17 protein-coding genes are annotated in these 24,302 nt (G+C 62.3%); 16 read left to right on the forward strand and 1 reads right to left on the reverse strand.

The features are described from left to right. The first annotated feature begins 57 nt into the window (after positions 1-57). From ACOGW9_RS09580 to ACOGW9_RS09600, 5 genes are all read left to right on the forward strand, one after another. Complete coding sequence (locus tag ACOGW9_RS09580; RefSeq protein ID WP_419910643.1) at positions 58-1,731, forward strand: class I adenylate-forming enzyme family protein; 1,674 nt, start codon at positions 58-60, stop codon at positions 1,729-1,731. Positions 1,732-1,847: 116 nt separating this feature from the next. Further along, positions 1,848-3,257, forward strand: a complete 1,410-nt coding sequence (locus tag ACOGW9_RS09585; RefSeq protein WP_419910645.1) for a PIN-like domain-containing protein — start codon at positions 1,848-1,850, stop codon at positions 3,255-3,257. A gap of 160 nt (positions 3,258-3,417) precedes the next feature. After that, on the forward strand, positions 3,418-3,615 hold the full coding sequence (locus ACOGW9_RS09590; RefSeq protein ID WP_419910647.1) for a helix-turn-helix domain-containing protein: 198 nt from the start codon (positions 3,418-3,420) through the stop codon (positions 3,613-3,615). Next, the gene (locus ACOGW9_RS09595) at positions 3,612-4,775 is read left to right on the forward strand and encodes a cysteine desulfurase family protein (RefSeq protein WP_419910649.1); all 1,164 of its coding nucleotides are present in this window, start codon (positions 3,612-3,614) and stop codon (positions 4,773-4,775) included. The genes ACOGW9_RS09590 and ACOGW9_RS09595 overlap by 4 nt, the downstream gene beginning before the upstream one ends. Next, entirely contained in the window at positions 4,775-5,833 is a 1,059-nt protein-coding gene (locus tag ACOGW9_RS09600) for a DUF4007 family protein (protein WP_419910651.1), read from the forward strand. The genes ACOGW9_RS09595 and ACOGW9_RS09600 overlap by 1 nt, the downstream gene beginning before the upstream one ends. 242 nt (positions 5,834-6,075) lie before the next feature. Here the strand turns inward: ACOGW9_RS09600 and ACOGW9_RS09605 are convergent, their stop codons facing one another. Then, positions 6,076-6,228: a hypothetical protein gene (locus tag ACOGW9_RS09605; protein WP_419910653.1), complete on the reverse strand. Its 153-nt coding sequence runs from the start codon at positions 6,226-6,228 to the stop codon at positions 6,076-6,078. Positions 6,229-6,426: 198 nt separating this feature from the next. Here ACOGW9_RS09605 and ACOGW9_RS09610 point away from each other — a divergent pair, with 198 nt between their 5' ends. From ACOGW9_RS09610 to ACOGW9_RS09660, 11 genes are all read left to right on the forward strand, one after another. Then, complete coding sequence (locus tag ACOGW9_RS09610; protein WP_419910655.1) at positions 6,427-9,303, forward strand: hypothetical protein; 2,877 nt, start codon at positions 6,427-6,429, stop codon at positions 9,301-9,303. Beyond that, complete coding sequence (locus tag ACOGW9_RS09615) at positions 9,296-10,141, forward strand: phosphoadenosine phosphosulfate reductase family protein (protein ID WP_419910657.1); 846 nt, start codon at positions 9,296-9,298, stop codon at positions 10,139-10,141. The genes ACOGW9_RS09610 and ACOGW9_RS09615 overlap by 8 nt, the downstream gene beginning before the upstream one ends. 251 nt (positions 10,142-10,392) lie before the next feature. Next, entirely contained in the window at positions 10,393-12,216 is a 1,824-nt protein-coding gene (locus ACOGW9_RS09620) for a hypothetical protein (RefSeq protein ID WP_419910659.1), read from the forward strand. Continuing rightward, positions 12,217-14,436: a DEAD/DEAH box helicase family protein gene (locus ACOGW9_RS09625; protein ID WP_419910661.1), complete on the forward strand. Its 2,220-nt coding sequence runs from the start codon at positions 12,217-12,219 to the stop codon at positions 14,434-14,436. Further along, the gene (locus ACOGW9_RS09630) at positions 14,430-14,633 is read left to right on the forward strand and encodes a hypothetical protein (RefSeq protein WP_419910663.1); all 204 of its coding nucleotides are present in this window, start codon (positions 14,430-14,432) and stop codon (positions 14,631-14,633) included. Before ACOGW9_RS09625 ends, ACOGW9_RS09630 begins: the two co-directional genes overlap by 7 nt. Beyond that, positions 14,630-16,825, forward strand: a complete 2,196-nt coding sequence (locus ACOGW9_RS09635; RefSeq protein ID WP_419910665.1) for an AAA family ATPase — start codon at positions 14,630-14,632, stop codon at positions 16,823-16,825. Before ACOGW9_RS09630 ends, ACOGW9_RS09635 begins: the two co-directional genes overlap by 4 nt. Positions 16,826-16,836: 11 nt before the next feature. Further along, a complete protein-coding gene (locus tag ACOGW9_RS09640) occupies positions 16,837-17,301 on the forward strand; it encodes a hypothetical protein (RefSeq protein ID WP_419910667.1) in 465 nt (154 codons plus the stop codon). A 199-nt stretch (positions 17,302-17,500) separates the two neighbouring features. Further along, positions 17,501-18,151 carry a hypothetical protein gene (locus ACOGW9_RS09645; RefSeq protein WP_419910669.1) on the forward strand — a complete coding sequence of 217 codons (651 nt, stop codon included), beginning with the start codon at positions 17,501-17,503 and terminating at the stop codon, positions 18,149-18,151. Between the two features lie 2 nt (positions 18,152-18,153). After that, positions 18,154-20,160: a hypothetical protein gene (locus ACOGW9_RS09650; protein ID WP_419910671.1), complete on the forward strand. Its 2,007-nt coding sequence runs from the start codon at positions 18,154-18,156 to the stop codon at positions 20,158-20,160. Positions 20,161-20,424: 264 nt separating this feature from the next. Further along, positions 20,425-21,915, forward strand: coding sequence for an FAD binding domain-containing protein (locus tag ACOGW9_RS09655; RefSeq protein ID WP_419910673.1), 1,491 nt, complete (start codon positions 20,425-20,427; stop codon positions 21,913-21,915). Then, on the forward strand, positions 21,912-24,233 hold the full coding sequence (locus ACOGW9_RS09660; protein WP_419910675.1) for a xanthine dehydrogenase family protein molybdopterin-binding subunit: 2,322 nt from the start codon (positions 21,912-21,914) through the stop codon (positions 24,231-24,233). The genes ACOGW9_RS09655 and ACOGW9_RS09660 overlap by 4 nt, the downstream gene beginning before the upstream one ends. The last annotated feature ends 69 nt before the right edge of the window (positions 24,234-24,302 follow it).

Genomic DNA, 24,302 nt, shown 5'->3' on the forward strand with positions numbered 1-24,302 from the left:
CGCTGAGCTTCCTGCGAGCCAGGCACCGGCGCCCGTGTGCCGAGGGAGCAGCCCGAGATGACCGATGGGCAGGAGTCGCATTGGTCCCGGCATCTGCCCGCTGGCGGCAGTGCCGCCGAGGTTGATCTGTCTGCAGGGGGCACGCTGCCGGCGGTCTGGCTGGATCGCTGGTTTGCCGATCCGCAGCGAGCCGTTGTGTGGGATGCGCACGAGGGCTGGATGACCGGCGTCCAACTCTTGGGGCGCGCCCAAGATGTCGCCCAGCGCTTGGCGAGTGCGGGCGTCGTCGCGGGTGACCGCGTGCTGATGAGCGGTCCGAGCTCGACCCGTTTGGTTGCGGCGCACGTCGCCGTGCTGGCGATGGGCGCGGTGGCGGTCCCGCTGAACGGTGCGTACCGGGCCGATGAAGTGCGCGGCGTGGCGGCTGATTGCCGTCCTACAGCGGCGCTGGTGGAGGGCGTAGGCGAAGCCGGCGAGTGGGCACAGTGGATCGCCGACGCTAATCCAGCCATGCTGATCGGCGACTTTGACGCCGCTGGATTGGCCGGTGGCGACAGCCCCTCCCGCGCTGCACGCCTCGACATCGCTGTGCAGGCTTCCGGACGCAGGCCCGATGAAACTGCCCTTATCGGGTACACGTCGGGCACAACCGGGCGGCCCAAGGGTGCGGTGCTGAGCCATGCGAACCTGCTGGCGTCGGTGCGGGCGCTGGAGCTGGCGTGGCGCTGGACGCCAGGCGACGTGCTCGTGTTGGCGCTGCCGCTGTTCCACATGCATGGCCTAGGCGTGGGGCTCCACGGCACGCTCACCGTGGGCGCCCGGGCCGTACTGCAGCCGACGTTCGATCCCGACGCCGTCTTCGATGCAATCGCGGGCCGAAGTGGCACGGGCGAGCACCGAGCCACCATGTTCTTCGGCGTACCGACTATGTACTCGCGGCTGGTGGCTTCGCCGCGAGCCGCCGAGCTGTCGGCACTGCGGCTGTGCGTATCGGGTTCGGCACCCATGCCGTCCGAGCTGCACGACGCCGTGCGGGAGGCCAGCGGCCAGCACGTCATCGAGCGCTATGGCATGACCGAGACTGTCATGCTCGTCTCGAATCCGCATGACGAGCCTCGGCGAGCGGGTACGGTCGGCTTCCCGCTGCCCGGAGTGGAAGTGCGCCTCGACGCGCTCAACGTCAGTGACGGCGATGGCGAGCCGGCGGCCAACGACGACGCTGCGCCGGCTGGCCCCCCCGACGTGTCGGCTGGCTCCCGTGCGACGGCTGGCCCCGAGGCTGCGGAGATCCTGGTGCGGGGACCCAACGTGTTCTCGGGCTACTGGGAGCGGCCCGCCGAGAACGCAGCATCGTTCAGCGACGACTGGTTCCGCACCGGCGACCTCGGCCAGTGGGACGACGGCTACCTGCGCATCGTCGGCCGCGCCAAGGAGCTCATCATCTGCGGCGGCTTCAACGTGTACCCCCGCGAGGTCGAGGAGGTCATCGCATCGCACCCCGATGTCGCCGAGTGCGCCGTCGGCGGCGAGCCCGACCCCGAGTGGGGCGAAGTGGTGGTGGCCTACGTGGTCGCCGAGCGGGACTTTGACGACGACGAGCTGAAGGACTACGTGGGCGAGCGCCTCGCGTACTACAAGCGACCCCGCCGCACCTACCGCATCCTGGCGTTGCCCCGCAACGCCCTCGGCAAGGTGCAGCGCCACCAGCTCGCTTCGTGCATCCAGCCGTGACTTCGTGTGTCTTTCACCTAGCGGGCGAGTCTCCCGGATGCCAGGGCCATCATGCTTGACGTTCAGCATCTGAGCGGCCAGTGGAAATGTTCGCCGAGGTTTGGAAACATCGCGTCGTGGAACTGAGCGATCTCGCGGACACCTTTCCCGGCCACTATTGGCCTACTGATGAGGAACTGAGGCGTCTCTGGAACGAAGGTGTTCTTGTCCTCGACGCGAGCGTGTTACTGGGCTTCTACCGCTACTCGGATGACACGCAGGAGGCGATGTTTCGCGTGCTGGCGCGATTTGGCGACCGGGTCTTTGTGCCACACCAGGCAGCCGAGGAGTTTCAGCGGAACCGCATCACTGTCATCAGTCAGCAAGTTGCAGCGTACGAAGACTTTGGAGCAGAACTGAACAAGTCGGTGGAGGCTTTGCGAAGCCGGGCACGAGAGTTGCGTCGGCACCCGGTTCTGGATGCCGACGAGGTCCTGCAGCGTCTAGATGCCTTCGAGCAGGACTTGGCGAGCTACATCAAGACAAGGAGTGAGGAACATCCCAACCGTGAGCTCACGCCGTCAAGTCTCATGCGCGACGGGTTGCGAGATCGCATCCAGTCGGCAATCGGTAAACGCGTTGGACCGTCGTATGACGAGACTCGGTGCGCTGAGCTTGAGGCTCACGCTAAGGAGCGCTTCGAGCGCGAGCAACCGCCCGGCTATCGAGACAAGGACAAGGATGAGCCGCGACGATTCGGCGACGTGTATTTCTGGATGCAGGCGCTCGACTTCGCACGCGAGTCCGGACTGCCGACCATCATCGTCACAGACGACGAAAAGGATGACTGGTGGTGGCGGTTCAAGGGCAAGACTCTAGGTCCGCGATATGAGCTGATTGCTGAGATGCGAACGGCGTCCAAGCAGCCGATGTTCATGTACACGAGCCGCGATCTCCTCAGTAAGGCAAGGGATTTCCTGTCGGAAACAGTCTCCGAGAGCGCGATCGATGAAGTGCAAGAAATCGCAAGAGAGCTGAGGACGCGCACGGCTTCCGAGTCCGTCGGTTGCCCTCACTGCGGTTGGGCACCCATCACCATCAGCATCGGGGTCGCGCGAGGCTCTAGTGCGATAGGCACCTGCCCGAGCTGCAATAGCCGGTTCCACGCTCATCGGTCTGCGACAGGGGAGGTCCAGACCAACCGCGGATCGCTCGGGCGCCGAATCCAGGTGCGTTGTCCGGAGTGCGGCGAGCAGATTGGAGCTGACATTGCGCCGGGAGAAGAAGTCGCCAGAGATCGCATCTGCATGGGTTGCTTTGCGATGCTCGACATAGCGGCTTCCGGCGGCGTGCGGTTGAACGGCTTTGCTACCGTCGTGGATTCCGACAGCATGGATGATCGTCACATCGCTTGTCCGCGCTGTGGTACCTACCACGTAACTTCATTCCGGCGGGAGGGGATGCTGTACGCAGTGTGTTACGCGGGGCAGCCGCGCCTGCTGCTGCGAAGCCGTGCGGCCGTGGATGTGGCGCTAGATCCGGACTGAGAGGACTCCGCGACCCAAGTTGCGAACGTAGCGTGGTCCAGCAGCGCCGCGTCCCGACGGACAGCCCGAAGTACGCAGCATCCGCCCCAGTGGGTCCTTCTGGGTTCTAGTGTCCCTTTGAGTACCGAAGATGTGACACCGGGTTGCCAATGTGAACTCCGTGAACAACGACACTCCGCCAAAGGAAGAGGCTGAGGAAATCATGACCCCTGATGAGGTGGCGCGATTCCTCAAGGTGTCCAAGAAGACGGTGCTCCGACGGGCGCGGCTGGGTGAGCTGCCCGCTGCCAAGGTCGGTCGGGCGTGGCGATTTCGCCGATCGGAGCTGTTGGCGTACCTGACTCCGGAGTCGACATGAGCACCGACATCTACCTGGACTACAACGGCTCAGCACCGCTCGATCCGCGGGTGCTCGAAGCGATGGCACCAGTCCTACGAGACAGCGTGGGAAATGCGTCTTCGGTTCACAGGTTCGGCAGGGCTCAGGCGGCACGCGTCGATCTCGCCCGGGAGCAGGTGAGTCGACTCGTTGGGGCCGCTGCAACGAGCCACGTGATCTTCACGGCGGGCGCGACGGAGGCCAACAATCTCGCCCTTCAAGGCTTGGTATCGGACGTGAGCCCTGAACGCTCTCGGATCTTGGTGTCTGCAGTCGAGCACGCGTCGGTGATGGCAACTGCGGACTGGCTTGCACAAAACGGCCGCGCGAAGGTGGACATCGTTCCAGTGACCAGCGACGGCTGCGTCGATCTTGCAGCACTTGACGAGATGCTGGGCCAAGACGTTCTGCTCGTATCCGTCATGGCTGCCAACAGTGAGACCGGCGTCATCAATGACCTTCCGGCAATCGGCGAATGTGTCGCAGATTCTGGGGCGTTCTTCCACAGCGACGCGACCCAAATCGTCGGACGGCTGCCCTTCGACATGGCATCTGCTGGCGTGGATGCGGCTTCGATTAGCGGCCACAAGATCTGTGGGCCCACGGGCGTAGGCGCACTCATCGTCACCAAGGCGATGTCACACCAACTACGACCGCTTCTGCTCGGGGGCGGGCATGAGCGCGGACGGCGCTCAGGATCTCTGAACGTGTCGGGAATAGTGGGTTTCGGCGCCGCGAGTGAGATCGCAGCCGATGAGCAGTCCAGCGAAGCGATCCGCGTCAGTGGGCTCCGAGACGCCCTGGTATCGAAACTCGTGCATGGTCTGGATGGGGTATCTCAGAACGGCAGTGTGAGCCGTCGTCTACCCAACACGGCAAGTGTTCGATTCGTTGGAGCTGACGGGGACGCCGTCATGACGAACATGGAATCCGTTGCGGTGTCGTCCGGTAGCGCCTGCAGCGCAGGGGCTCTGGGGCCGTCGCCAGTGCTCTTGGCAATGGGCGTGGACCGCGCGGCTGCGGAAGAGTCCCTGCGGTTCAGCTTGGGCCGATTTACGACGGCCGGTGAGATCGAAGAGGCGGCGGATCGAACGATTCGTGCCGTTGAGCGCGTTCGATTCCTGAACGGGAGCCCGTGATGCGCTTGTCGGATGCGGTGATGGCGACGTTTGCCAGGCACGAGACGTTTCATCCGCGCTACGGGTGGTTTCGAAAGGCCTACGCGACGGCAGCTACGCGTCAGCACGGATTCAGCGAAGCCGACGCACCAGTCAACATGGGTGTGGGCAAGAACATGGTCCGGGCCATCAAGTTTTGGGGCCAAGCTGCGAAGATCATCACGAAGGATCCGCAGTCGGAGAACCAGCGCGCTCCTGAAATGGTCCCGACCCGATTCGGCCATGCCCTGTTCTGCGACGACGGCTGGGATCCGTACATGGAGGATCCCGGGACCATCTGGCTCCTGCACTGGATGCTGCTTGCGCCCAGGAGCCATTTGCCTGTTTGGTGGATCGCGTTCAACGAACTTCACTTCGTCGAGTTCGACGACAAGGCACTGGAGATCGCGGTTCGAGGGCAGCTCGAGTCCAGTGCGTCGGTTCCGGCCCCTCATGAATCCTCGATGCGAAAGGACATCAGCGCGCTATTGCGTACGTATGCGCCAGCAACTCGATCAGGTCGGTCGTCGCTCGACGATGTACTCGACTGTCCGTTGCGCGAGCTCGGGTTGATCGGCGCTTCTGCTGCTTCAGGCAACTACCGCTTCGCCCTTGGAGCGAAGCCGACGCTTCCAGATGAGATTGTGCTGTTCGCGACACTTGATTTCTTGTCTCGGCGGCCGCCGACAGGAAACACGGTGACGCTTTCGCAACTGGCGAACGAATCTGGTGCGCCGGGGCGCGCATTCAAACTCACCGAGAGCGACATGCAGCGAATCCTTGAAGCGCCGCTGAGCACATTGGAGGGTGTCAGCCTGATGTCGTCGACGGTTGGGCAACAACTCAGCTGGACGCGTGACGTTTCGGAGGCCGCGGTCGACGTGTTGCATCGGTACTACGGCGCAGGCATGGATGACGCCTGGGCTGGGGAGAATGGTGATCTGCCGGTCGATCGCGAAGACTTGCCGATTGAACGCGAAGGTCCGATAGCTGATCTGCTGGCGGCCAGGGAGCGCCAACCGGTGAGGTCAGCGGCATGAGGCCGGCCAGTTCAGTCTTGGCGATTTCGGGGCGCTTTGCGCGGTCGGCCAACCTCGAACGAGACATCACGTCCACGGAGCCCCTTGACGGCTACATCGTCACCGCTCGCGCTCTGGACGTAGTTCAACGCCTCGCAGCCGCTGCCGCGACGACGCAGAGAGGTGGTGCTTGGTCGATCACGGGCCCCTATGGCTCGGGCAAGTCGTCGCTCGCGGTGCTGATTGATGGGGTCTTTGGCGAATCAGGTCCGGTGCGGGATGCTGCGCTCGGCCTGATCGAGAGAGCTGATCCAGACGTTGTCGAGCTGATCGCCCGTGCACATTGCCATCACCTGACCGACCAGCGGGGCTTCAATCGCGCCGTTGTCACTGCGAGCCGCGAACCAATCAGCCACACAGTGCTGCGGGCCCTGCACTCTGCGGCAGTGAGACGCTTTGGCAAGTTGCCGACTGCCACTCGTTTCCCGGCCACCAAGGCGCTGAAGGCTGCCCTATCCGATGCGAAGTCGACTGATCCCCGTCGTACGGGACCGTCTCCGGCAGCGTTGTTGGAAGTCGCGCGAGCGCTAGCTGACGACGCACCGCTTCTTGTCGTGATCGACGAGTTCGGCAAGAACCTCGAAGCTGTAGATCAATCGGCGGATACCGATCCCTACTTGCTGCAACAACTGGCTGAAGCGGGACAGGAGGTTGGGTCACCCATCTTCACGCTGACGCTGCAACATCTGGCATTCGAGGACTACTTCGCCGGAGGTGACGGCTCCCAGCAGCTCGAATGGGCAAAGGTCCAAGGGCGGTTCGAGGACATTCCGTTTGTTGACTCGGCTGCACAGACGCGGGCGCTAATTGGGACGGTCTTCGAGGTCACCGATGACGCGGTGCAACGCCGCCTCGTGGCGCAATCACGCGAGTTGGCCCAATCGCTGTCGAAGCTGGGCTTCGAGGACTTGAGCCGGTCAGATGCCATCGCTGACTGCTATCCGCTGCACCCTCTGACGGCCGCTGTATTGCCAGAGCTCTGCGGTCGGTATGGGCAAAACGAGCGCACTCTGTTCTCATTTCTCACTGGGCCTGATCCGCGCGCACTGCCTGCGTTCCTGGAAGCGACGCCATTGGTTGCGCACGGGGCGTTGCCGATGGTTGGGCTGCCTTGGGTCTACGACTACTTCGTTGATGGCGGTGTAGTGACTGGCGTCGCCGGGCCGACATCGCGCCGGTGGACTGAGATCGCCACTCGCTTGCGCGACGTTCACGGGCTCACTGATGAAGCAACCTGCCTTGCCAAGGCAGTAGCAGTCCTCAATTTGGTCTCAACGGCGGGACCGCTTAGGGCATCGACCGATGTCCTCCGGCTTGTTGACCCCGGCGCGGACAAGCTGCTCGACTGCCTCGAATTGTCGAGTCTGGTGACCTATCGAGAATTCGCTAGCGAGTACCGAATATGGCAGGGCAGTGACATCGATCTGCGAGCGCGCGTCGATGCAGCAATGGGCGCCGCAAGCCAGCTGCCGCTCGTAGAAATCTTGGCCAAGGTCGACAACCCGCAGCCCGTCGTGGCCGCTCGCCATTCGGCTCAAAACGACATTCTTCGGACTTTCTCGCGTCGTTACGTCACCGGCTGCGAATCGGTTGACCCAGTGTCACCTCTTGCGGACGTGGATGGCGAAGTCCTGCTCGTAGTCGGTGCGGAGGGGTCGTGCCCGAAGCGTGCAGTAACCGCTGGTCCAGCGAAACCGACGGTCGCGGCAATACCCAAATCGATTGCAGAACTGGATAGGACGGCAAGATCCGTAGAGGCCATACGCGCCGTGCTGGAGCAGGCAGATGTGAACGTCGACTGGGTCGCGCGAAGCGAGCTAGGTGAACGACTCGCTCTCGCGGAGGCTGAGTTGCGTGCAGCGCTGGTGTCGACGTTCGCCGCGGAGAATTGCGATTGGTTCCTGATTGATGATGAAGCGAGTACGCCGCTCTCGAAGGGCCGGGGAAGCGCAGCACTCTCTGAAGCCGCGGATCGTTGCTACTCGCACACACCGGTCATCGGCAACGAGATGATCAACCGGACTCATATGACCTCGCAGGGGGCCAAGGCTCGGAAGATCCTCCTGAGCGCAATGATCGAGCGGGCAGACCAGGCGGACCTTGGTTTCGAGGGCTACGGACCGGAAGTCGCGATGTACCGCTCGATGCTCGGCCGGTCGCGGATGCACCGCCTCGACAGCCGCAACGAGACGCGGGTGTTCGCGGAGCCAGTGACACCTTCGCTACAGCCGGCGTGGCAAGCGCTGATGGCGGAATTTCGGCGAGCCAAGAGACGTCGCATAAACCTGCTTGACGTGCATGCGGTGCTGATGTCCCCGCCTTTTGGGATGAAGGCTGCTGCCCTTCCGGTATTCGTAACGGCAGGCCTTCTAGCGAACACGGACGAGGTCGCGATCTATGAGCACGGCACGTTCCGGCCATCGCTGAGTGCTGAGCTGTCAGAACGAATGGTCCGGAACCCGGGACACTTCGACATCAAGCACTACGCCAACGCAAGTGGCGCTCGCCGTGAGGTCATCGATGAACTCGCGAATGCACTTGGCGTCGCGAAGAGGTTTCGCAAGCACCGGGTCGCAAATGTGCTCGCCATCGTCGGCCACTTGGTACGAATTGTGGGACAGCTTGACAAGTACACGCTTGACACGAGATCACTGCCGAGTGCAGCTATGGCGGTGCGTGACGTACTGAAGACGGCAGTGGAGCCTGACGAATTGCTGTTTCAGCAACTCCCGAACGCTGTCGGTCTCCCCAGTGTCAGGAGCACAGCCAAGACTTACCCGCAAAAGCGCGAACTGAGCCACGCCCTCGCGCAGGCGGTCGATCAGCTGGAGGCCTGCCCGCAGGCTCTCCTGGAAGACTTGCGACGCGAACTCTTTGATGCAGCCGAGGAGACAACCCGTCTCGCGGTAGCAGGACAGGCAGCGTCTCTGGCTGGGGAGGTCCTCGACCCGGAGATTCGATCGTTCGTCCTGGCACTCGCCAGCGCGGCCCATGAACATGACCACGAGTGGGTCAAGGCCATCGCGACCGTGGTGTCGCAGAAGGCGGTCTCGGAGTGGTCGGACGAAGACCGACTGCGATTCGCTGTTCAGTTACCACTACGCATCGCTGGCTTCCACCGTCTCATGGCTCTGCATGCTGACCACCGTGCGATCGGAAATGGCGCATATGTATCCCGGCGCGTCACCGTCACGAGCCCAGACGGCCGTGAGGAGCATCGTCTAGTGGTGCTCGACGAGCGCGACCGCGCTGCCGTCCAGGAGGCACTTGGCCTCGCCGTCCAAACTGCCGCGAAGTCGCTGGGTTCGGAAGCAAGGGCGAGATCGGCCCTGCTGGCGCTGCAGTGCGAGCACCTCCTTCGAGCCGACACTCTGGCCAGTGATTCTGGCATGATCGAAGTTGTCGAGAACATGAAGGCATCGAATGAATAGCAGCACTCGACACATCTGCGGTATCTCCGGCGGCAAGGACTCATCAGCCCTCGCCGTTCACCTGCGCGACCGCGTCCCGCAGATGGAGTACTTCTTTTGCGACACCGGGGCGGAGTTGCCCGAGACCTACGAATACCTCACTCGGCTGGAGGTGATCCTCGGCAAACCCATTGCCCGTCTCAACGCGAGCCGGGGGTTCGACCACTGGTTTGAGGTATTCCGCGGCGCGCTGCCATCTCCACAGATGCGTTGGTGCACCAAGAATATGAAGATCAAGCCGATCGAGGTTTGGATCGGTGACGCACCGGCCATCTCCTACGTCGCGATACGTGCGGACGAGGCGAATCGCAAGGGCTACATCTCGACCAAGCCCAACATCGAAACGGTATTTCCCTTCATCGAAGACGACATAGATCACGACGGCGTCATGCGCATTCTCGACGATGCTGGGATTGGTCTTCCCGAGTACTACGAGTGGCGCAGCCGCTCCGGTTGTTATTTCTGCTTCTACCAGCGCAAGGCGGAGTGGGTTGGACTGGCCGATCGCCACCCGGACTTGTTCGAGCGCGCGGTTGCAATTGAACAAAAGGTGCTGCAGGACGCCGGGGTCGACGGTGATGCGGACTTCACTGCAACCGCCATGGACGGCCGGCAATACACCTGGACCTCCGGCGAAACCCTCGTCGAGCTAGTCGGACGTCGTGACGAGATCCTCGAACGGCACGATGCTGCCCTCAAGCGCCAAACCAAGGAGAGGCCCGACCGGCCGCTCATCGAAGCACTCGCCGGCGTGTTGGACGAGGAAAGCGATGACACCTGTACGGTGTGCGCGCTGTAGGGAGTTCGCACGAGGTGGACGAGCGGTCGTCATGCGTGGCGCCATGGGGTGCGCCTGGGACGCCTGTCCTTCCCGCATGGTTCATCGAAGCGCTGGGAGATCACCCGCTGCCATCGGTTGTTGCGAGTCTGCCCGAGCTCAGGACGTTCGCGGACCTCGGCAGCTACTGGCAGGTCGTTGAGGAGCCCCTTGACCGAGCTCGCTCCCAACAACTCGTGGCCGCGGCACGGCAGGTAGCGGGAAGCGGTCGATTGGAGGCGATTCCGGCAGGGGTCTCAGCCGACGAGCTTGCTGCTCTGCCGGTGTCAGTTCGGGCCTTGAATGTGATTCGGCGCAGCAACTTGCTGCCGAGCGCGAAGCATGTGACTGCTGAACAGCTTCTTCAGCTTCCGAATTTCGGCTTCACCACACTCATCGACCTGCTGTGCGTGTTGGAGGCGGCGGGACCGCTTGAGACAGCACAGCGCCAGACCGTCAGAGGCTCTCTGGCGGTGCCGGACGAGGACGTGGCGGTATGGGCCGGCGCGCCCGTTCTGGTGGAGGGCCTCCTGCCAGCCCTGGCCGCCGCTCGAGATGTGCTCGGTTGCCGAACCGCCGCTGATGCGATTCGCTCCCCTCGGTTTGTGGAGATGCTCACCGAGGTCGACACGCTTGAGAACCTGGACAGGCTTGAACTTGATGAGCTTCCGGCCGATATCGGGCCTGTAGCGGAGTTGATCGGTGCAGTCAGGCGCGTCGAAGCGGAGCACGATCCCGAGGATGTCGACCTCTTCATCCGCCACAAAGTCGAGCGATCAGTCACACTTGCGCAGCTCGGCGAAGAGCGCGGTGTGACGCGCGAGCGCGTCCGGCAGCTCGAGGCCAAGGTCGCGAGGGCTCTGGACGCCTATGGAGGCCAACATGCGGAGGTGATCGCCTCCTTGGTGCATGCCGAGTTGCCTCCGATCGTCGAAAGCACTTCGGTGGCCGAGCGAATCAACGCTATGTTGCAGCCCGCTGTCGAGGCTGCGGAAGACGAAGCGAGCGAACCGGCCAAGTTCCTGCCTCAGTATCTCGTTACGGCACGGCTCGCGCTGTCCTACGTGGGTTCGCTCGCTCTCAGCGACGCAGGCCAGCAGCTACTGGGCGCACTGTCTGGCGCTGTTGCGGCCGAGGTGGATGACGTTGGGCTCATAGATCTGCAGTCGATTGTTGCCCGCGAATTTCCGCATGGCTTGTCCATGCTCGATGAGCTCGTTGAATTGTTGGGGCTCACGCGCATCGGCGAACACGTGGCTCTGCGAGACACGCTGCGCGCGCGTGCAAAGCTCGCCCTCCTCGACATAGGCCGTCCCGCAACAAAGGAAGAGATCGCGGCCGTAGGGGGACTGGCGCTCGGCACACTCAGTAGCACGCTTTCGAACATTGAGTCGATCGCCCGGGCCGACAAAGAGAAATGGGGACTCACTGCATGGATCGACGATGTCTACGAGGGCATCCCCGCGGAAATCCAGCAGCGAATCGACCAGCATGGGGGCGCGGTGCCACTGAGCTTCCTCATTCAGGACATCCCTGAGCGATTCGGTGTCACTGAGGCCAGCGTCCGATCCTATGTCGCGTCTCGGCAATTCGAGGTCGTTGACGGCATGGTGAGCGTTGCGGACGAGAGCAGTGTCACGTACAGACCGGTTGAAGATGTCGCGACACGGAATGCGGATGGCGACCTCAGTTGGGACTTCAAGGTTGAGGCCAGGTACTTCGACGGCTTCTCGATTACGGGCTTCCCCCCCGAGCTAGCTCGCGAACTTGGCTGCGGTCCCAATGACCGGCGCGATGTACCTGTCACGGCGCCTGCAGGGTGCGGCACAGTGAGTGTCATTTGGAGGCTGACATCTGTTAACGGAACCGCGGAGATCGGTAGAGCCCGAGAAGCGCTGGCCGGGATTGGTGTCACAGCGGGTGCTCAAGCGCGCCTCGTCATCGCGCGCCACGGATCAGTTCGGTTTGAGCAGGTCGAATCGAGTGATGAGCTGCACCGCTCATCCGTGGCCAACGATCTCCTGGAGCGACTCAAGAGCCGGCGGCGGATCAGCTGAATGCTCTCCGACGTCTCGACCCTCCGACGGAGCTTCTACAAGCTGCCCGAGAATCCCTTCGCTCGCGAAATCCTCATTCCCGCCTTTCGAGAGGCGCGTTCGGTGCGAGGCGTATTCGGTTGGTTCAGCGCTGGCTGGATTTCCAAGCTTGCTCCTGGACTCGCGATCTATCTGCAGCACCCAGAGACCAGAACAATCGAAATGACGATCTCGCCGACGCTGTATGAGCCTGAGCGCCGGGTCGTAGAGCAGGTGGTCGAACTCAGCGACGACGAGGCTGCGCATCGGGTGTCAGAGGTGTTCTCGCATGGTCGCAGCGATGTCGGAGCGCTGAGCCGTCATGCTCTTGACTGCCTCGGCTGGATGCTCGCAACGCGCCAACTCAAGCTCCGAATTGCAGTGCCCCAGCCCGGTTCCAACTTCCACCCGAAGATGTGGGGCTTCGGTGACGACCGCGACTACGTAATCGTCAACGGCTCGGGAAATGCCACCGGACACGGTGTCGTCGGCGGTGTGGAACAGATGACGGTCACCGTGAGCTGGGATGGCCACGACGCCGAAGTGTTCCAACGAGCCAAGTCTGCCTTGGATGACTGGTCCTATGGCCGGAGCATTGGCATTAGTCGGGTGTTCGACCTGCCCGAGGCTGTCGAGGCGCGCATCATCGAGACTGCACCGGATGTTGCCCCGAGAGAGTCCGACTACTTCGATGCCGCGGAGGCAGACGGTAACCCGAGCTGGGCGGCGGATCCACACGAGTCTCTGCGCCGCCGGTTCGCCGGCGCAGCAATGGCCGCCTCACCTGCGCTCCAAGTACCTGACTGGCTGCGTTGGAGGGACGGTGACTTTAGCCATCAGGGCGAAGCGGTCGACGCATGGGAAGGCGCTGAACCCCCCGAGCGCGGGATCTTGGAAATGGCCACTGGCGCTGGCAAGACCCTCACGGCACTCGTTTGCGCGACACGTGTGCAGCAACGGGCTCCCGACCGGCCCCTGCTCGTAGTGATCTCGACGCCATCGCGGGCGCTCGTCGCCCAGTGGCGTTCCGAGATTGCGAAGTTCGGCCTTCGTGCCGTTGCGCCAGCACTTGAGTCGAATGCAGACATGGCATTGGGCCGCGCGATGAGGCAGCTACGGCAAGGCGGCACCGTGGCAGTTGTCATCACCAATGTGATGTTGTGTGACCCACGGTTCCAGTCGACCATCGAAGACGCCCATGGGAACGCGAGCCTGCTTTTGGTAGCCGATGAAGCCCATGGTCTAGGTGCCGATGGATTCGTAAGGAACAAGCCCGAGTTCTTCGAGAAGCGATTGGCACTGACGGCGACACCAATTCGTCAATACGACCCTGATGGGACCGAAGAAGTCTTCGACTATTTCGGTGAACCCGTATATCAGTTTGGCTTGGACCGTGCAATCGGATTCTGCTTGACACCGTACAGATACTATGTACACGCCGCAACACTTGGTGAGGATGAGCTTGACGAGTTCCTCATGCTTACGAAGCGTATCGGCGCCGCAATTGGGCAGGATGATGAGGAACGTCGTGATGCGCTCTTGATTCGGCGGCGACGTATCATCGAGACGACAGAGGCCAAGTACGCCCTTCTGAGAAAAGTACTTGAAGCCCGTGGAACCCGAGAGCTCTCGCACGCTCTCATCTACGCATCGGCAAAAGACCCTGAGCAGTACGAACGAATCGCTGCGCTGCTGGACGAACTTGGGATCCGGTGGGCAGGGATCACTCAGGCCACATCGTCGAACGCTATTCGTAAAACGTTCGAGGCTTTTGCAGCAGGAGGATTTCAGATCCTGCTCGCCAAGAGGCTGCTGGACGAAGGGGTCGACATTCCATCCACCCGAGAAGCCTTCATCGTGGCTTCATCATCCGTCGAGCGTGAATGGATCCAGCGCCGGGGCCGTGTCCTTCGACGACACCGAGACAAGCCGTTTGCGGTCATCCACGACTTCCTAGGACTACCTCCAGCACGGCTCGTGTCTTCGACGCCGTCGGTGAGGTCGATCATCGATACCGAGGTGAGCCGAGCCTATGCCTTCGCTCAGCACGCTGACAATCCGACGGGCACAGCGGGCGTGTTCGCCAACATAGGTGAGATACGCGAAGTATTCTGGCCATCGGCCTCGGCAGGCCAGTCCCACTTACAGCATCCAGGTGACACGTATGTCGCCCCAGGAACGCCCCAAGGAAACCCATGGTAAGCAACTTCGAGCGAATCTTTGACGAGATCACCGATCAGGCCAATCAAGTGCCTGAGCACTTCGACGCAGATGCCCTCGTGGCACTCGCCATGGAGATCGTAGATCAGGAAGATAGGCATACGACAAAACAAGTGAACATCAAGCAGATCGTCGAGAACCTGATCGAACAAACCGCCAACTCTGAGCAGTCGTCGTGATCCGGTTCACGCGCATAGAGATCCAGAACTTCGTTTGCTTTGAGGATGTCGTCGTTGAGCCATCCCTCGAGCCGGATCGGCCGCTCACAGTTATCCGCGCGGAGAATGCGTCTGGCAAGACGACATTCCTGCGTGCAGTCCGTTGGGGAATGTATGGAGAGCAGGGCCTGCCGGGTGACCTGACGAGCTTTGGGACCCACCCGACATTCTGGGAGCCAACGAAGTCGGGGATTGACACGCGTGTGGCCATTGAGTTCACGTCCGACGGCTCAACTAGGCACGACGCCTCTCCGGGAACTGCAGAAACCAAATATCGACTCATCCGAACAGTGCGCACTATTGCAAGGGATGGGGATCCCGGTTATCAACGGATCAACGAGACAGCCCAGCTAATGGTTCAGAGCCACGGTGGGACGTGGGAGGCACACACGTACGGTGTGGATCACGTCATCGGTCAGCTGCTCCCGTGGGAGCTCCGAGATTTCTTCGTGATGGATGCCGATGAGGCTTCGGAGTTCGTTGGCGGCAGCGAGAGTATGACGATTAGCCGCAGCGAGGTCGAGAAAAAGACGACGTATGCCATCAATGCGCTGTTGGGGATTGAGGTGTTTCGGCGGGCGGCCCGTCGTGTAGCCGACGCAGAGCGTTCATTTGGCGCCAAAGCGACTAAGGCCATCGGCGATTCCGATTTGGATGAGATGCAGGCCACGCTGGATGAGACTCGACGTCAGTTCGAGGAAGTAGCAGAAAAGGAACGCGAGGGCGAGCGCGCACTCGCGAACCTAAAGGACAGCCGCACAAAACTACGCGAGCGCCTAGGCGAAGAGCTAAAGGGTGTTGGCGCACTCGGAGAGCTCAGGAAGCGGCTTGAAGAGAACGAGCGCGAGATGAATCGGGCTACCAAAGACCATGAGCGAGCATTGGTATCGCTTGGAGGTCGATTGGAAACGCCGGAACTGTTTGCGCAGCTCGCTCGTTCCCGCCTAACGGCAACAATCGAGTTTCTTGAGCCGATGTACGACAGTGGCCAGATTCCTCAACGCCATCTGTTCTTCGTCCGTCAGCTCCTGGATATGGGGCGGTGTATCTGTGGGGAGGATCTTTCCCGGCCTGGTGCACACCGCAATCATGTCGAGAATCGACTTGCTGACTCGCAAGCAGACGCAGAGCGGGCCAACTTCCTCGGACACATCTTCGACTCAGCCCGCGAGCTCCTGCAGTTGGCCGACGGTACGGATTGGCCAAGTGAGACATCTGACGCCGAGGGTTTGCTCGCCGAGACGGAGCAGAGGTTGTCGGACCTTCGAATTGACCGCAAAGACATCGATGACAAGCTTCAGTCAGTGGAGCATTCCGAGATCACGTTGATCCAAGAGGAAATCGAAGCTCTTGACGCTCAGATCGACCGACTTATTGCTGAAAACTCGGAATATGCTAATCGACTCCCGGGACTACGCACCGCAGTAGACGCTCTCAACAAGCAGATTCACGCGCGGCAAAACAGTGAGATCGCCGCAGCGGCGCATCGGCGAGCTGAAGATCTTGCGGGAGTGATCCACCGGATCCTGACGAACGCCTACGAAGCCATCCAAGACGACCAGGTTGCCGATCTCTCCAGCGAAATGAACCGGCTCTTCGCAATCATGGTTGACAACGTTACGGAAGCCGAGGCAGACACTAGTCAGGCAGGCAAGGAGACGATCAGGACGATCGCCCAGGTAGGCGTGCGTCCCGTGCTAGGGGGAGGATTTGAAATCTTCGCGATCAACAACCACGGGCGCGACAAGCCACATATTGAGATCAATGGCGCAAGTCGCCGAGTGATCGCGCTTGCTTTCGTGCTGGCGTTGTGCAGCGAATCTGGAACCCGCGCTCCGCTGGTGGCCGATTCTCTCTTGAACATGATGTCTGGTGCCGTGCGCCGGAATACGCTTAAAACTACTGCTGATAAATCTGGACAGCCGATTCTTCTTCTAACAGGCGCCGATCTTGAAGCCGACACCGAAGTGAACATAGTCAGTGAGAAGGCTGGCGCTACTTACACTTTGACCGCACAGTGGCACGGTGAGGTTGTGAACCAGACTGACTCCAGAGCCATCAGTCTCGTGTGCTCGTGTGGGCCAAGACAGTATTGCGATGTATGCGAACGTGCGGGGCAGGCAAATCGCCCAGGCTGGTCCCGGAGGAGGTAGATCGAGCACCTATGTACTTTGCCCATATTCTTACAAATCGTAGTCATTCGCTGTATCTGCCTCAGGAGGCACGAGATGACGTCGCCCGGCTCGTATCGACTCATCAGCGAACAAAGACGAGCCGGGAGATGACGCCTTTTCGCCGGCAGGTTGACTTCTGGCTACTTTGTCTCGGCGTTGCCTTAGCTGACGATCTCCAGCCGAGAGAGGGGGCACCTGCCACGTGGGGCTACAAGTTCGTGGACACCCGTGAAGTGCAACTTCCGAATGAGGTGTACAACCTTCTGGCAGTCGTCGCATTCGAGCAACTGGAGCACGATGCTGAACGAATCGATGATCCGGCTCAGATCGTCGACGTGGCCAACCGCCTCGCTGGCGCGGCCTGTCCGCGAGTACTCACGGAAGTGACGAGCAGGGAGCTTCGCCACAGCCCTCTTGACAAGGCTTTGGCGCTGGCACGGTCCGCGCTGCGTTGAACGCACGGCCCAACCGCTTGCCAAGCGGCGCCGCTACGCCGCAGGGGGCAACTGAGCGTGACGAGCGTCGCGGGTCCAAAAGTAATTCGCATCTTGACTGATCACCAAGCTACGTTGCGTAGTCTCGGACCGATTACCCCGGTGCGGAACCTTCGGAACGGCGTGAGGGAGAGGAATCTAGGTGTTTCAGGATTACACGATGCGGATCGTGGCCGTTCGCGAGTGGCAGGGTGCTACGCAGGATAGGCAACAAGCCATGCTACCGACTTCGCCAGGTCTCTATGTGTGGACATTGGACCTGCGTCGCCCGCTTGGGGGATCCCGCCGCGAGAACGGTGAGTTGCTCGACGGGATCAACGACGCGCTCCATCCGCCCGTTCCTCGGCGCTTCGACGGCAAGGTCCGACCGTATACCGCGTTGTCGCTGCATGACGATCCGCCTCCTCTCAGGAAAGCGACGGTCAGTCATATCGAGGAGATGTCCTCGATGGATGACGAAATCGCGGAGTGGGCTTTATTGTGTCCCACAATTCTCCAACGGCCGCTCTATGTTGGCAAGGCCAAGAACCTCCGAAATCGCCTCCGTGACCACCTAATGGGAAGAACTAAGCTAATCTCGCATCTGGACGGTGTTGGGCTTACTCTAAACGACTGCGCGATCATGGTGGCACAGGTCCAACCAGCGCCGACAGTCCCGACCGATGACACCGTGGTACCGGATGAATCACTTGATGATTTCGAAGAAGAATCGCTCGAAGGATTGGATTCGAACACCCGATCTCTAATTTCTGCAGCTGAGTCGCTGACTATTCGAATGAGCCGGCCGTTACTGAATGAGCGAATGGATTAAGTATGAGCAAACTTGGCGCACTCGCGGGTGCTGTTTCGGACTACACTGCGGACTACACCTATCTAAAAGGGATGTACGCAATAGGACCGGAACGATTGCCGTACTACGCCCTTACTATGTCGGTATCAGATGCCAGCCGAAACTTGGTTCTCGCGCGCGACGTTGTATTTGACGTCAAGCGTCCGGTTAAGCTGGAAGAGCTCTTTCAGCGTGATCTAGACATTGATCGTGCACGAACCGAGATCCAAACTTATCTGAAACGGCCTGAGAGTTTGAAATTCTTCAATTCTCTCACCGTCGTTCTGTTACCAGTAGAGGCTGGTGATGCGCCGATTCCCATGGATCACTATCCCGCGAGTAGTCTTGGCGCTCCAATCGCTTCGGCTGACGAAGGCCTCACCACAAAAAACGTAGGGCCGATTCAGATCAGGGAGATGGAAGGTGGTGCTGTCGGACTAATCCGATGGAATACGCGACAAATTAGGCCAGTAGTCATTGACGGCCAGCATCGACTCTTTGCATTGCGCGAGCTTCTTGCCGATGCAGCTTTCGTGAAGTATCTTGGACCTGACTCGACGCAGATTCCTATTCTTGCTTTAGTGCTCGACTCGCGGGTTGGCTATGAACCACCGCAAGGCGGCCCAACAGGCGTGTTGTCTGCATGTCGAACCATTTTTGTGGACATTAACAAGAATGCGAAACGCGTTGAGGGCGCGCGACTTGCACTGCTCAATGATCGGTCGATTGCAGATTGTTCGATGCGATTGCTGCTAACGGATGGCATCGGAATTGAGTCGGAGATCTCAGGGGAGCGGCCGGGGCAGGTGCCGCTTGCGCTGGTCGACTGGCACTCTGAGCTCGCGAAGTTTGACCAATCGCTGTATCTATCTTCAGTGCCTGTGTTGCGTGATGTTGTCAATAAGGCGCTGGATCTAAAACAGCCCGATCCCTACGCGCTCGATGAGTGGCGCGCTTATTTGAATCGAATTGAAGCTCGCCTAGAGCCAGAGCCGGCGGACGGCTGGGAGCGTTCCTCGATGGAGAGCCGACTTCGGCATGCTAGGCGAGATGAACTTCCCTTTGGACTAACTCAAGCCGAAACGCGCGCGGCAGCCAATGGATACGTGCGGGGGCCTGGATCATTGGTTGTCGAACCGCTGCTCAAAGCGGAGCCGTACGCTCAACTCGTGTCTGCCTACCGGGCGGCAGGATTGATCGATGGCCAGTTCGAACTTTGGTTAGGCCATGATGATGTGGGCAAGAGAGTGTTTGAGCGGTATTCGAATTCCGAGGTTCCAGACGCGGAGCTCATCGCGCGAGAGATTAAGGATAGATACTCGCTCGCCTACCAAGTCGTCTTCCAAAAGGGCATCTTGGCCTCAGTGCAGCTTCTTGAGTCGGATCGGGAGGAAGCCCTGAAGGCACTTACCGGTGAGTCCCATCCGGGCGAACTCGCGACTAGGTCGACGTTGACGGCGGCTTGGCTTGCGCGATTCGACATGCGTATTGCAACCTGGTTCAACGAATACGACTTCTGGCGCGGATTTGGCGTACGCCTCGACGGCAATATCGATTTTACGCAAACCGCACCGTCTGCTATCGCTGGCTTCATCGGACTAGCTCTTGTGGCGCCATTCGATGATTGGTTGCATTCGTCAAGGCCAGAAGAAGGAGAGTCAGCACAGCAGTCGTTGTTTTCGCTCGTCGAGGGTCGGCCGATTGGCGAGGGCTTGACGGTGCCCCGTTACGGAGGCGCAATCGAGGATGATGTAGCCTTGGCGGCAGAGTGGCTCTTTACGCAACTGGGCTATGTGCGCGGAGGCAGTATGGGCGAATCCTACGGACATCTTGTAAGAAGCCTCGCGAGTCCGTGGCTCAGGTCTGTCCGGCAATATTTCCGCCAAGTGGCCAGAACCGACGGCCTCGACGTGAGTGATGACGAAGCCCGATTGCTGACGGCAGTGCACGGTGGCTGGCGTCTCGCAATGATCAGAAACGAGATTCTGTAGGGGCTCGAAATCCGTCTTTACACAACAGCGCGAGACGAGATGCGCGTGGATCAGTGGAATGGCCGCGGGGCTAACCGTAGCGGCACTTCCCCGCAACGCCCTCGGCAAGGTCCAGGCCAGATGCTGAGCCGGTAGGCGTAGCGCTGAACTGGGCTGCCCACGAGCCCCAGCGCGTGCGAGCGGGAAACATGAACGGGGAGCACGAAGTGCATCAGCGCAATGCGTTCTCTGCCGGCGGCGCAATCTGACACCCTTGAGTGCGGCATGTTTGAGCTTCATGAGGTGCAGCGGGCAGTCCCGCTGCCAAGCCGATATGCGGCCCCCGCATCGCTCGACGAGGCGGCTGAGCTGCTCTCGTTGCACGGCGCCGCGGCGCGGCTGATCGCCGGCGGCACCGACCTCATGCTCGAGCTGTCGCGCGGGGCGCGCTCGGGCGTGGAGCTGCTGGTGGACATCTCGGGGCTTCCGGGCCTCGATCGGATCTCGTACGACGGCGGGCGGGTCACGTTGGGGCCGCTGGTGACCCACGCCGATGTGATCGCCTCGGCGCGGATGCGCACGGCCGGCCTGCCGCTCGCCCAGGCGTGCCTGGAGGTGGGCTCGCCGCCGCTGCGCAACCGGGCCACCGTCGTGGGCAACATCGTCACCGCCAGCCCGGCCAACGACACCATCTCGGCGCTCATGGCGCTCGGTGCCGCCGTCACCATGACCTCGGTGCGTGGCGAGCGCACGGTTCCGATTGCCGAGTTCTTCGCCGGGTTCCGCCAGACCGTGCTCGAGCCTGACGAGATCGTCACCGCAATTGCGTTCGATGCTCTCGATGGGGCGAACCGGGCCCATGGCCGACGCGGCGTGTTTGTGAAGCTGGGACTGCGGAGGGCGCAGGCGATCTCGGTGGTGCATGCCACCGTGGTCGTCGAGCTCGACGGCGGCCGGGTGGCCGATCTCGTGGTCGCGCTCGGCAGCGTCGCGCCCACCATCATCACGGTGCCCGAAGCGACCGAGCTGGCTGCTGGTCGCGAATTGGCCGACGCCAGCGCCGACATCACGGCTGCTGCATGCCGGGCGGCAACACCCATCGATGACATCCGCGGCAGCGCCGAGTACCGCTCGCACACCGTCGGCGTCGTGGTGGATCGAGCGATCACGGCGCTGGCCACTGGCACTGAGGCCGATCGATGGCCACACCAAGCGCCACGGCTGGCGTTGACGGCGAGCGCGGCTGATACCGGGCCGGCATCGACAGTGTTGGACGAGCCTGGCGACACCGTCACGGCGACGGTGAACGGCGTGCAGCGCAGTGCGGCAGGGGCCGCCGGCAAGACGCTGATGGACTGGCTGCGCGACGACCTCGGGTTGACCGGCACCAAGGAGGGCTGCGCCGAAGGGGAGTGCGGCGCCTGCACGGTGCATCTCGACGGTGCCGCCGTGTTCTCGTGCTTGGTGCCCGCGGGCCGTGCGGACGGGGCGAACATCACCACCGTCGAGGGCGTGGCTTCGCCGGCAGGCGACCTGCATCCGTTCCAGCAGGCCATGGTGGACACCGGCGGCGCGCAGTGCGGGTTCTGCACGCCGGGCTTCGTGATGAGCGCCGTAGCGCTGCTCGACGAGATCGCCGAGCCCACTGCCGAGCAGATCACCGTCGGCCTGTCGGGCAACCTGTGCCGCTGCACCGGCTACTGCTCGATCATCGAAGCAGTGCACGCCGCTTCGAGTGACGCAGCAGTGCACACGGCCGCCGGGGACCGGTCGTGAGGGAGGGCGCCGCTCCCGGTGAGGCCGGTGCGGCCATCGAACTCGAGATGCCGTCGGCCTCCGCTGGCGGTACCGGCCAGTCGCCGCCGCGTGCCGATGGTCCTGCCAAGGTCGCCGGTCTGGCCGGCTACCCGGCGGACCGCATTCCCGCCGATGCGCTGTGGGCTTTCGCAGTGTTCACCGACCAGCCCCATGCCCGGCTGCGACACCTCGACCTCGCCCCCGCCGAACAGTCACCCGGCGTCGTTGCGGTGCTCGGCTCTGCCGACGTGCCCTGCAACGAGTACGGGCTTACCAAGTTCGACCAGCCCGTATTCGTCGGGCTCGACCACACGGGCCGAAGTCCAGTGCCCTGCGATGTCTCTCGCTGGGAGGCCGACCACCTGGCGCTGATTGTCGCCGAGAGCCTGCCGCAGGCGCGTGCCGCCGCGGCCGCCATCGAGGTCGAGTGGGAGCCGCTGCCGGTCGTGGCCGATCTGGATGCGGCGCTGGCTCCCGATGCGACGCTCGTGCACCCCTACGAGGGCATCGGCTCCAACCTGTACGAGTCGATGCGCACCCGCAAGGGCGACCTCGATGCCGGCTGGGCCGCTGCCGCCGTGACCGTCGAGGCCACCTACGAGGTGCCCTACCAGGAGCACGCCTACCTGCAGCCCGAGGCGGGCACGTCATGGGTGGACGCCGAGGGCATCGTCAACGTCGAGATCGCCGGTCAGTGGGTGCATGAGGACCGCGAGCAGATCGCCCACGCGCTCGGTCTGCCCGAGGAGCGCATCCGGGTGCGCTACCCGGCCATCGGCGGCGCATTCGGCGGGCGCGAGGACACGTCGATGCAGATCATCCTGGCGCTGGCCGCCCGCCGGCTGGCCGAGCGGGGCATCGACCGGCCCGTGGCCATGCAGTGGTCGCGTGAAGAGTCGATCGTGGGCCACCACAAGCGGCACCGCGGACGCATCTGGGCCCGCTGGGGCGCCGACCGCGACGGCAGGATCACCGCAGCGCAGGCCGAAGCCTGGCTGGATGCGGGCGCCTACAACTACACCTCCAACAAGGTGATGGGGAACCTGCATCTCGGCCTGGGCGGGCCCTACGAACTGCCCAACGCCGCCATCGACACCCACGTCGTGTACACCAACGCCACGCCCGGGGGAGCGTTCCGGGGCTTCGGCGCCCCGCAGGCGGCCTTTGCTGTCGAATGCCAGGTGAACAGGCTGGCCGAGGCGCTGGGCATGGATCCCATCGACATCCGCCGCATCAACACCCTGCGCGAGGGTTCCCCGAGCATCGCCCACACGCCGATGCCGGCCGGCGTGACTATGCCTGAGGTGATCGAGGCGTGCGCCCGGGCCGCAGCGCAGCCAGCCGATCCGGAAAACGCAGCACTGTTCAGCCCGTTCGTTTCGCTGCCCGCGTGGACGCCTGCGTTGCGTCGCGGCCGTGGTTTCGCCTGCGCATTCAAGAACGTCGGTTTCTCGTTCGGCTTTCCCGAGCGCTGCGAGGCCACGATCGTGCTGCATGGCGAGCCCGACGACGGCGTGCCGGCATCGGTCGAGCTAGCCCACGCCGGTGCCGATGTCGGGCAGGGCGCGCACACCGCATTCCTGCAGATGGCCGCCGAGGCAACCGGCGTCGACCCGTCCCGGGTCGTGGGTCGCTTCAGCGACACCGGCACATCGGGCGATTCGGGATCGGCGTCGGCCTCGCGCCTGACGTGGATGGCGGGCAACTCGATCTTGGGTGCCGCCGAGGAAGCCGAGAAGGCATGGCGCGAGGGCGCTCGGCCGGCCATCGGGCACTTCCGCTTCACACCCCCGCCCACCACCGAGCTCGACCCCGAAACCGGCGAAGGCACCCCAAACTTCACCTACGGCTACGTCGCGCAGCATGTGGAACTGACCGTCGACATCGACACCGGCCACATCCGCATCGACCGGGTGATCAGCGCCAACGACGTTGGGCGGGCCATCAACCCCCGCTTTGTGGTCGGCCAGATCGAGGGCGCGGTGGCCCAAGCCCACGGCCACGTGCTCAGCGAGCACCTGCGCAGCCGGGACGGTCGGTTGCTGAACCCCCGGTTCAGCACCTACCTGATCCCGGGCATAGGCGACATTCCCGTGACCACAGAAAGCGTCGTGCTGGAGCTGGCCGACCCGCTGGGTCCCTTCGGTGCCCGCGGCATGGCCGAGATGGGCGTCATCCCCTATGCACCGGCAGTGGCCGCAGCGCTGGCTGACGCAACCGGCGTCTGGATGGACGACTTCCCGCTCACTCCCGAGCGGGTGTGGGCGGCGCTCCAGGCTGCCGGCGTCAACGGCTGACACGCGGGCTCTGAACGATCTGCCATCGGCCCCGAAACTCAGCGGGGCGCCCGATCGCGCAGTCCTACA

The organism is Candidatus Poriferisodalis sp. (assembly GCF_965203655.1).
In the GTDB taxonomy this organism is placed as follows: domain Bacteria; phylum Actinomycetota; class Acidimicrobiia; order Acidimicrobiales; family Poriferisodalaceae; genus Poriferisodalis.

Excerpts from the sequence above, each read along its gene's own strand:
- ACOGW9_RS09580 (WP_419910643.1), top strand. The coding sequence starts at position 58 with ATGACCGATGGGCAGGAGTCGCATTGGTCCCGGCATCTGCCCGCTGGC.
- ACOGW9_RS09650 (WP_419910671.1), top strand. The coding sequence starts at position 18,154 with ATGAGCAAACTTGGCGCACTCGCGGGTGCTGTTTCGGACTACACTGCG.
- ACOGW9_RS09655 (WP_419910673.1), top strand. The coding sequence starts at position 20,425 with ATGTTTGAGCTTCATGAGGTGCAGCGGGCAGTCCCGCTGCCAAGCCGA.
- ACOGW9_RS09615 (WP_419910657.1), top strand. The coding sequence starts at position 9,296 with ATGAATAGCAGCACTCGACACATCTGCGGTATCTCCGGCGGCAAGGAC.
- ACOGW9_RS09640 (WP_419910667.1), top strand. The coding sequence starts at position 16,837 with ATGTACTTTGCCCATATTCTTACAAATCGTAGTCATTCGCTGTATCTG.
- ACOGW9_RS09625 (WP_419910661.1), top strand. The coding sequence starts at position 12,217 with ATGCTCTCCGACGTCTCGACCCTCCGACGGAGCTTCTACAAGCTGCCC.
- ACOGW9_RS09595 (WP_419910649.1), top strand. The coding sequence starts at position 3,612 with ATGAGCACCGACATCTACCTGGACTACAACGGCTCAGCACCGCTCGAT.
- ACOGW9_RS09630 (WP_419910663.1), top strand. The coding sequence starts at position 14,430 with ATGGTAAGCAACTTCGAGCGAATCTTTGACGAGATCACCGATCAGGCC.
- ACOGW9_RS09645 (WP_419910669.1), top strand. The coding sequence starts at position 17,501 with ATGCGGATCGTGGCCGTTCGCGAGTGGCAGGGTGCTACGCAGGATAGG.
- ACOGW9_RS09600 (WP_419910651.1), top strand. The coding sequence starts at position 4,775 with ATGCGCTTGTCGGATGCGGTGATGGCGACGTTTGCCAGGCACGAGACG.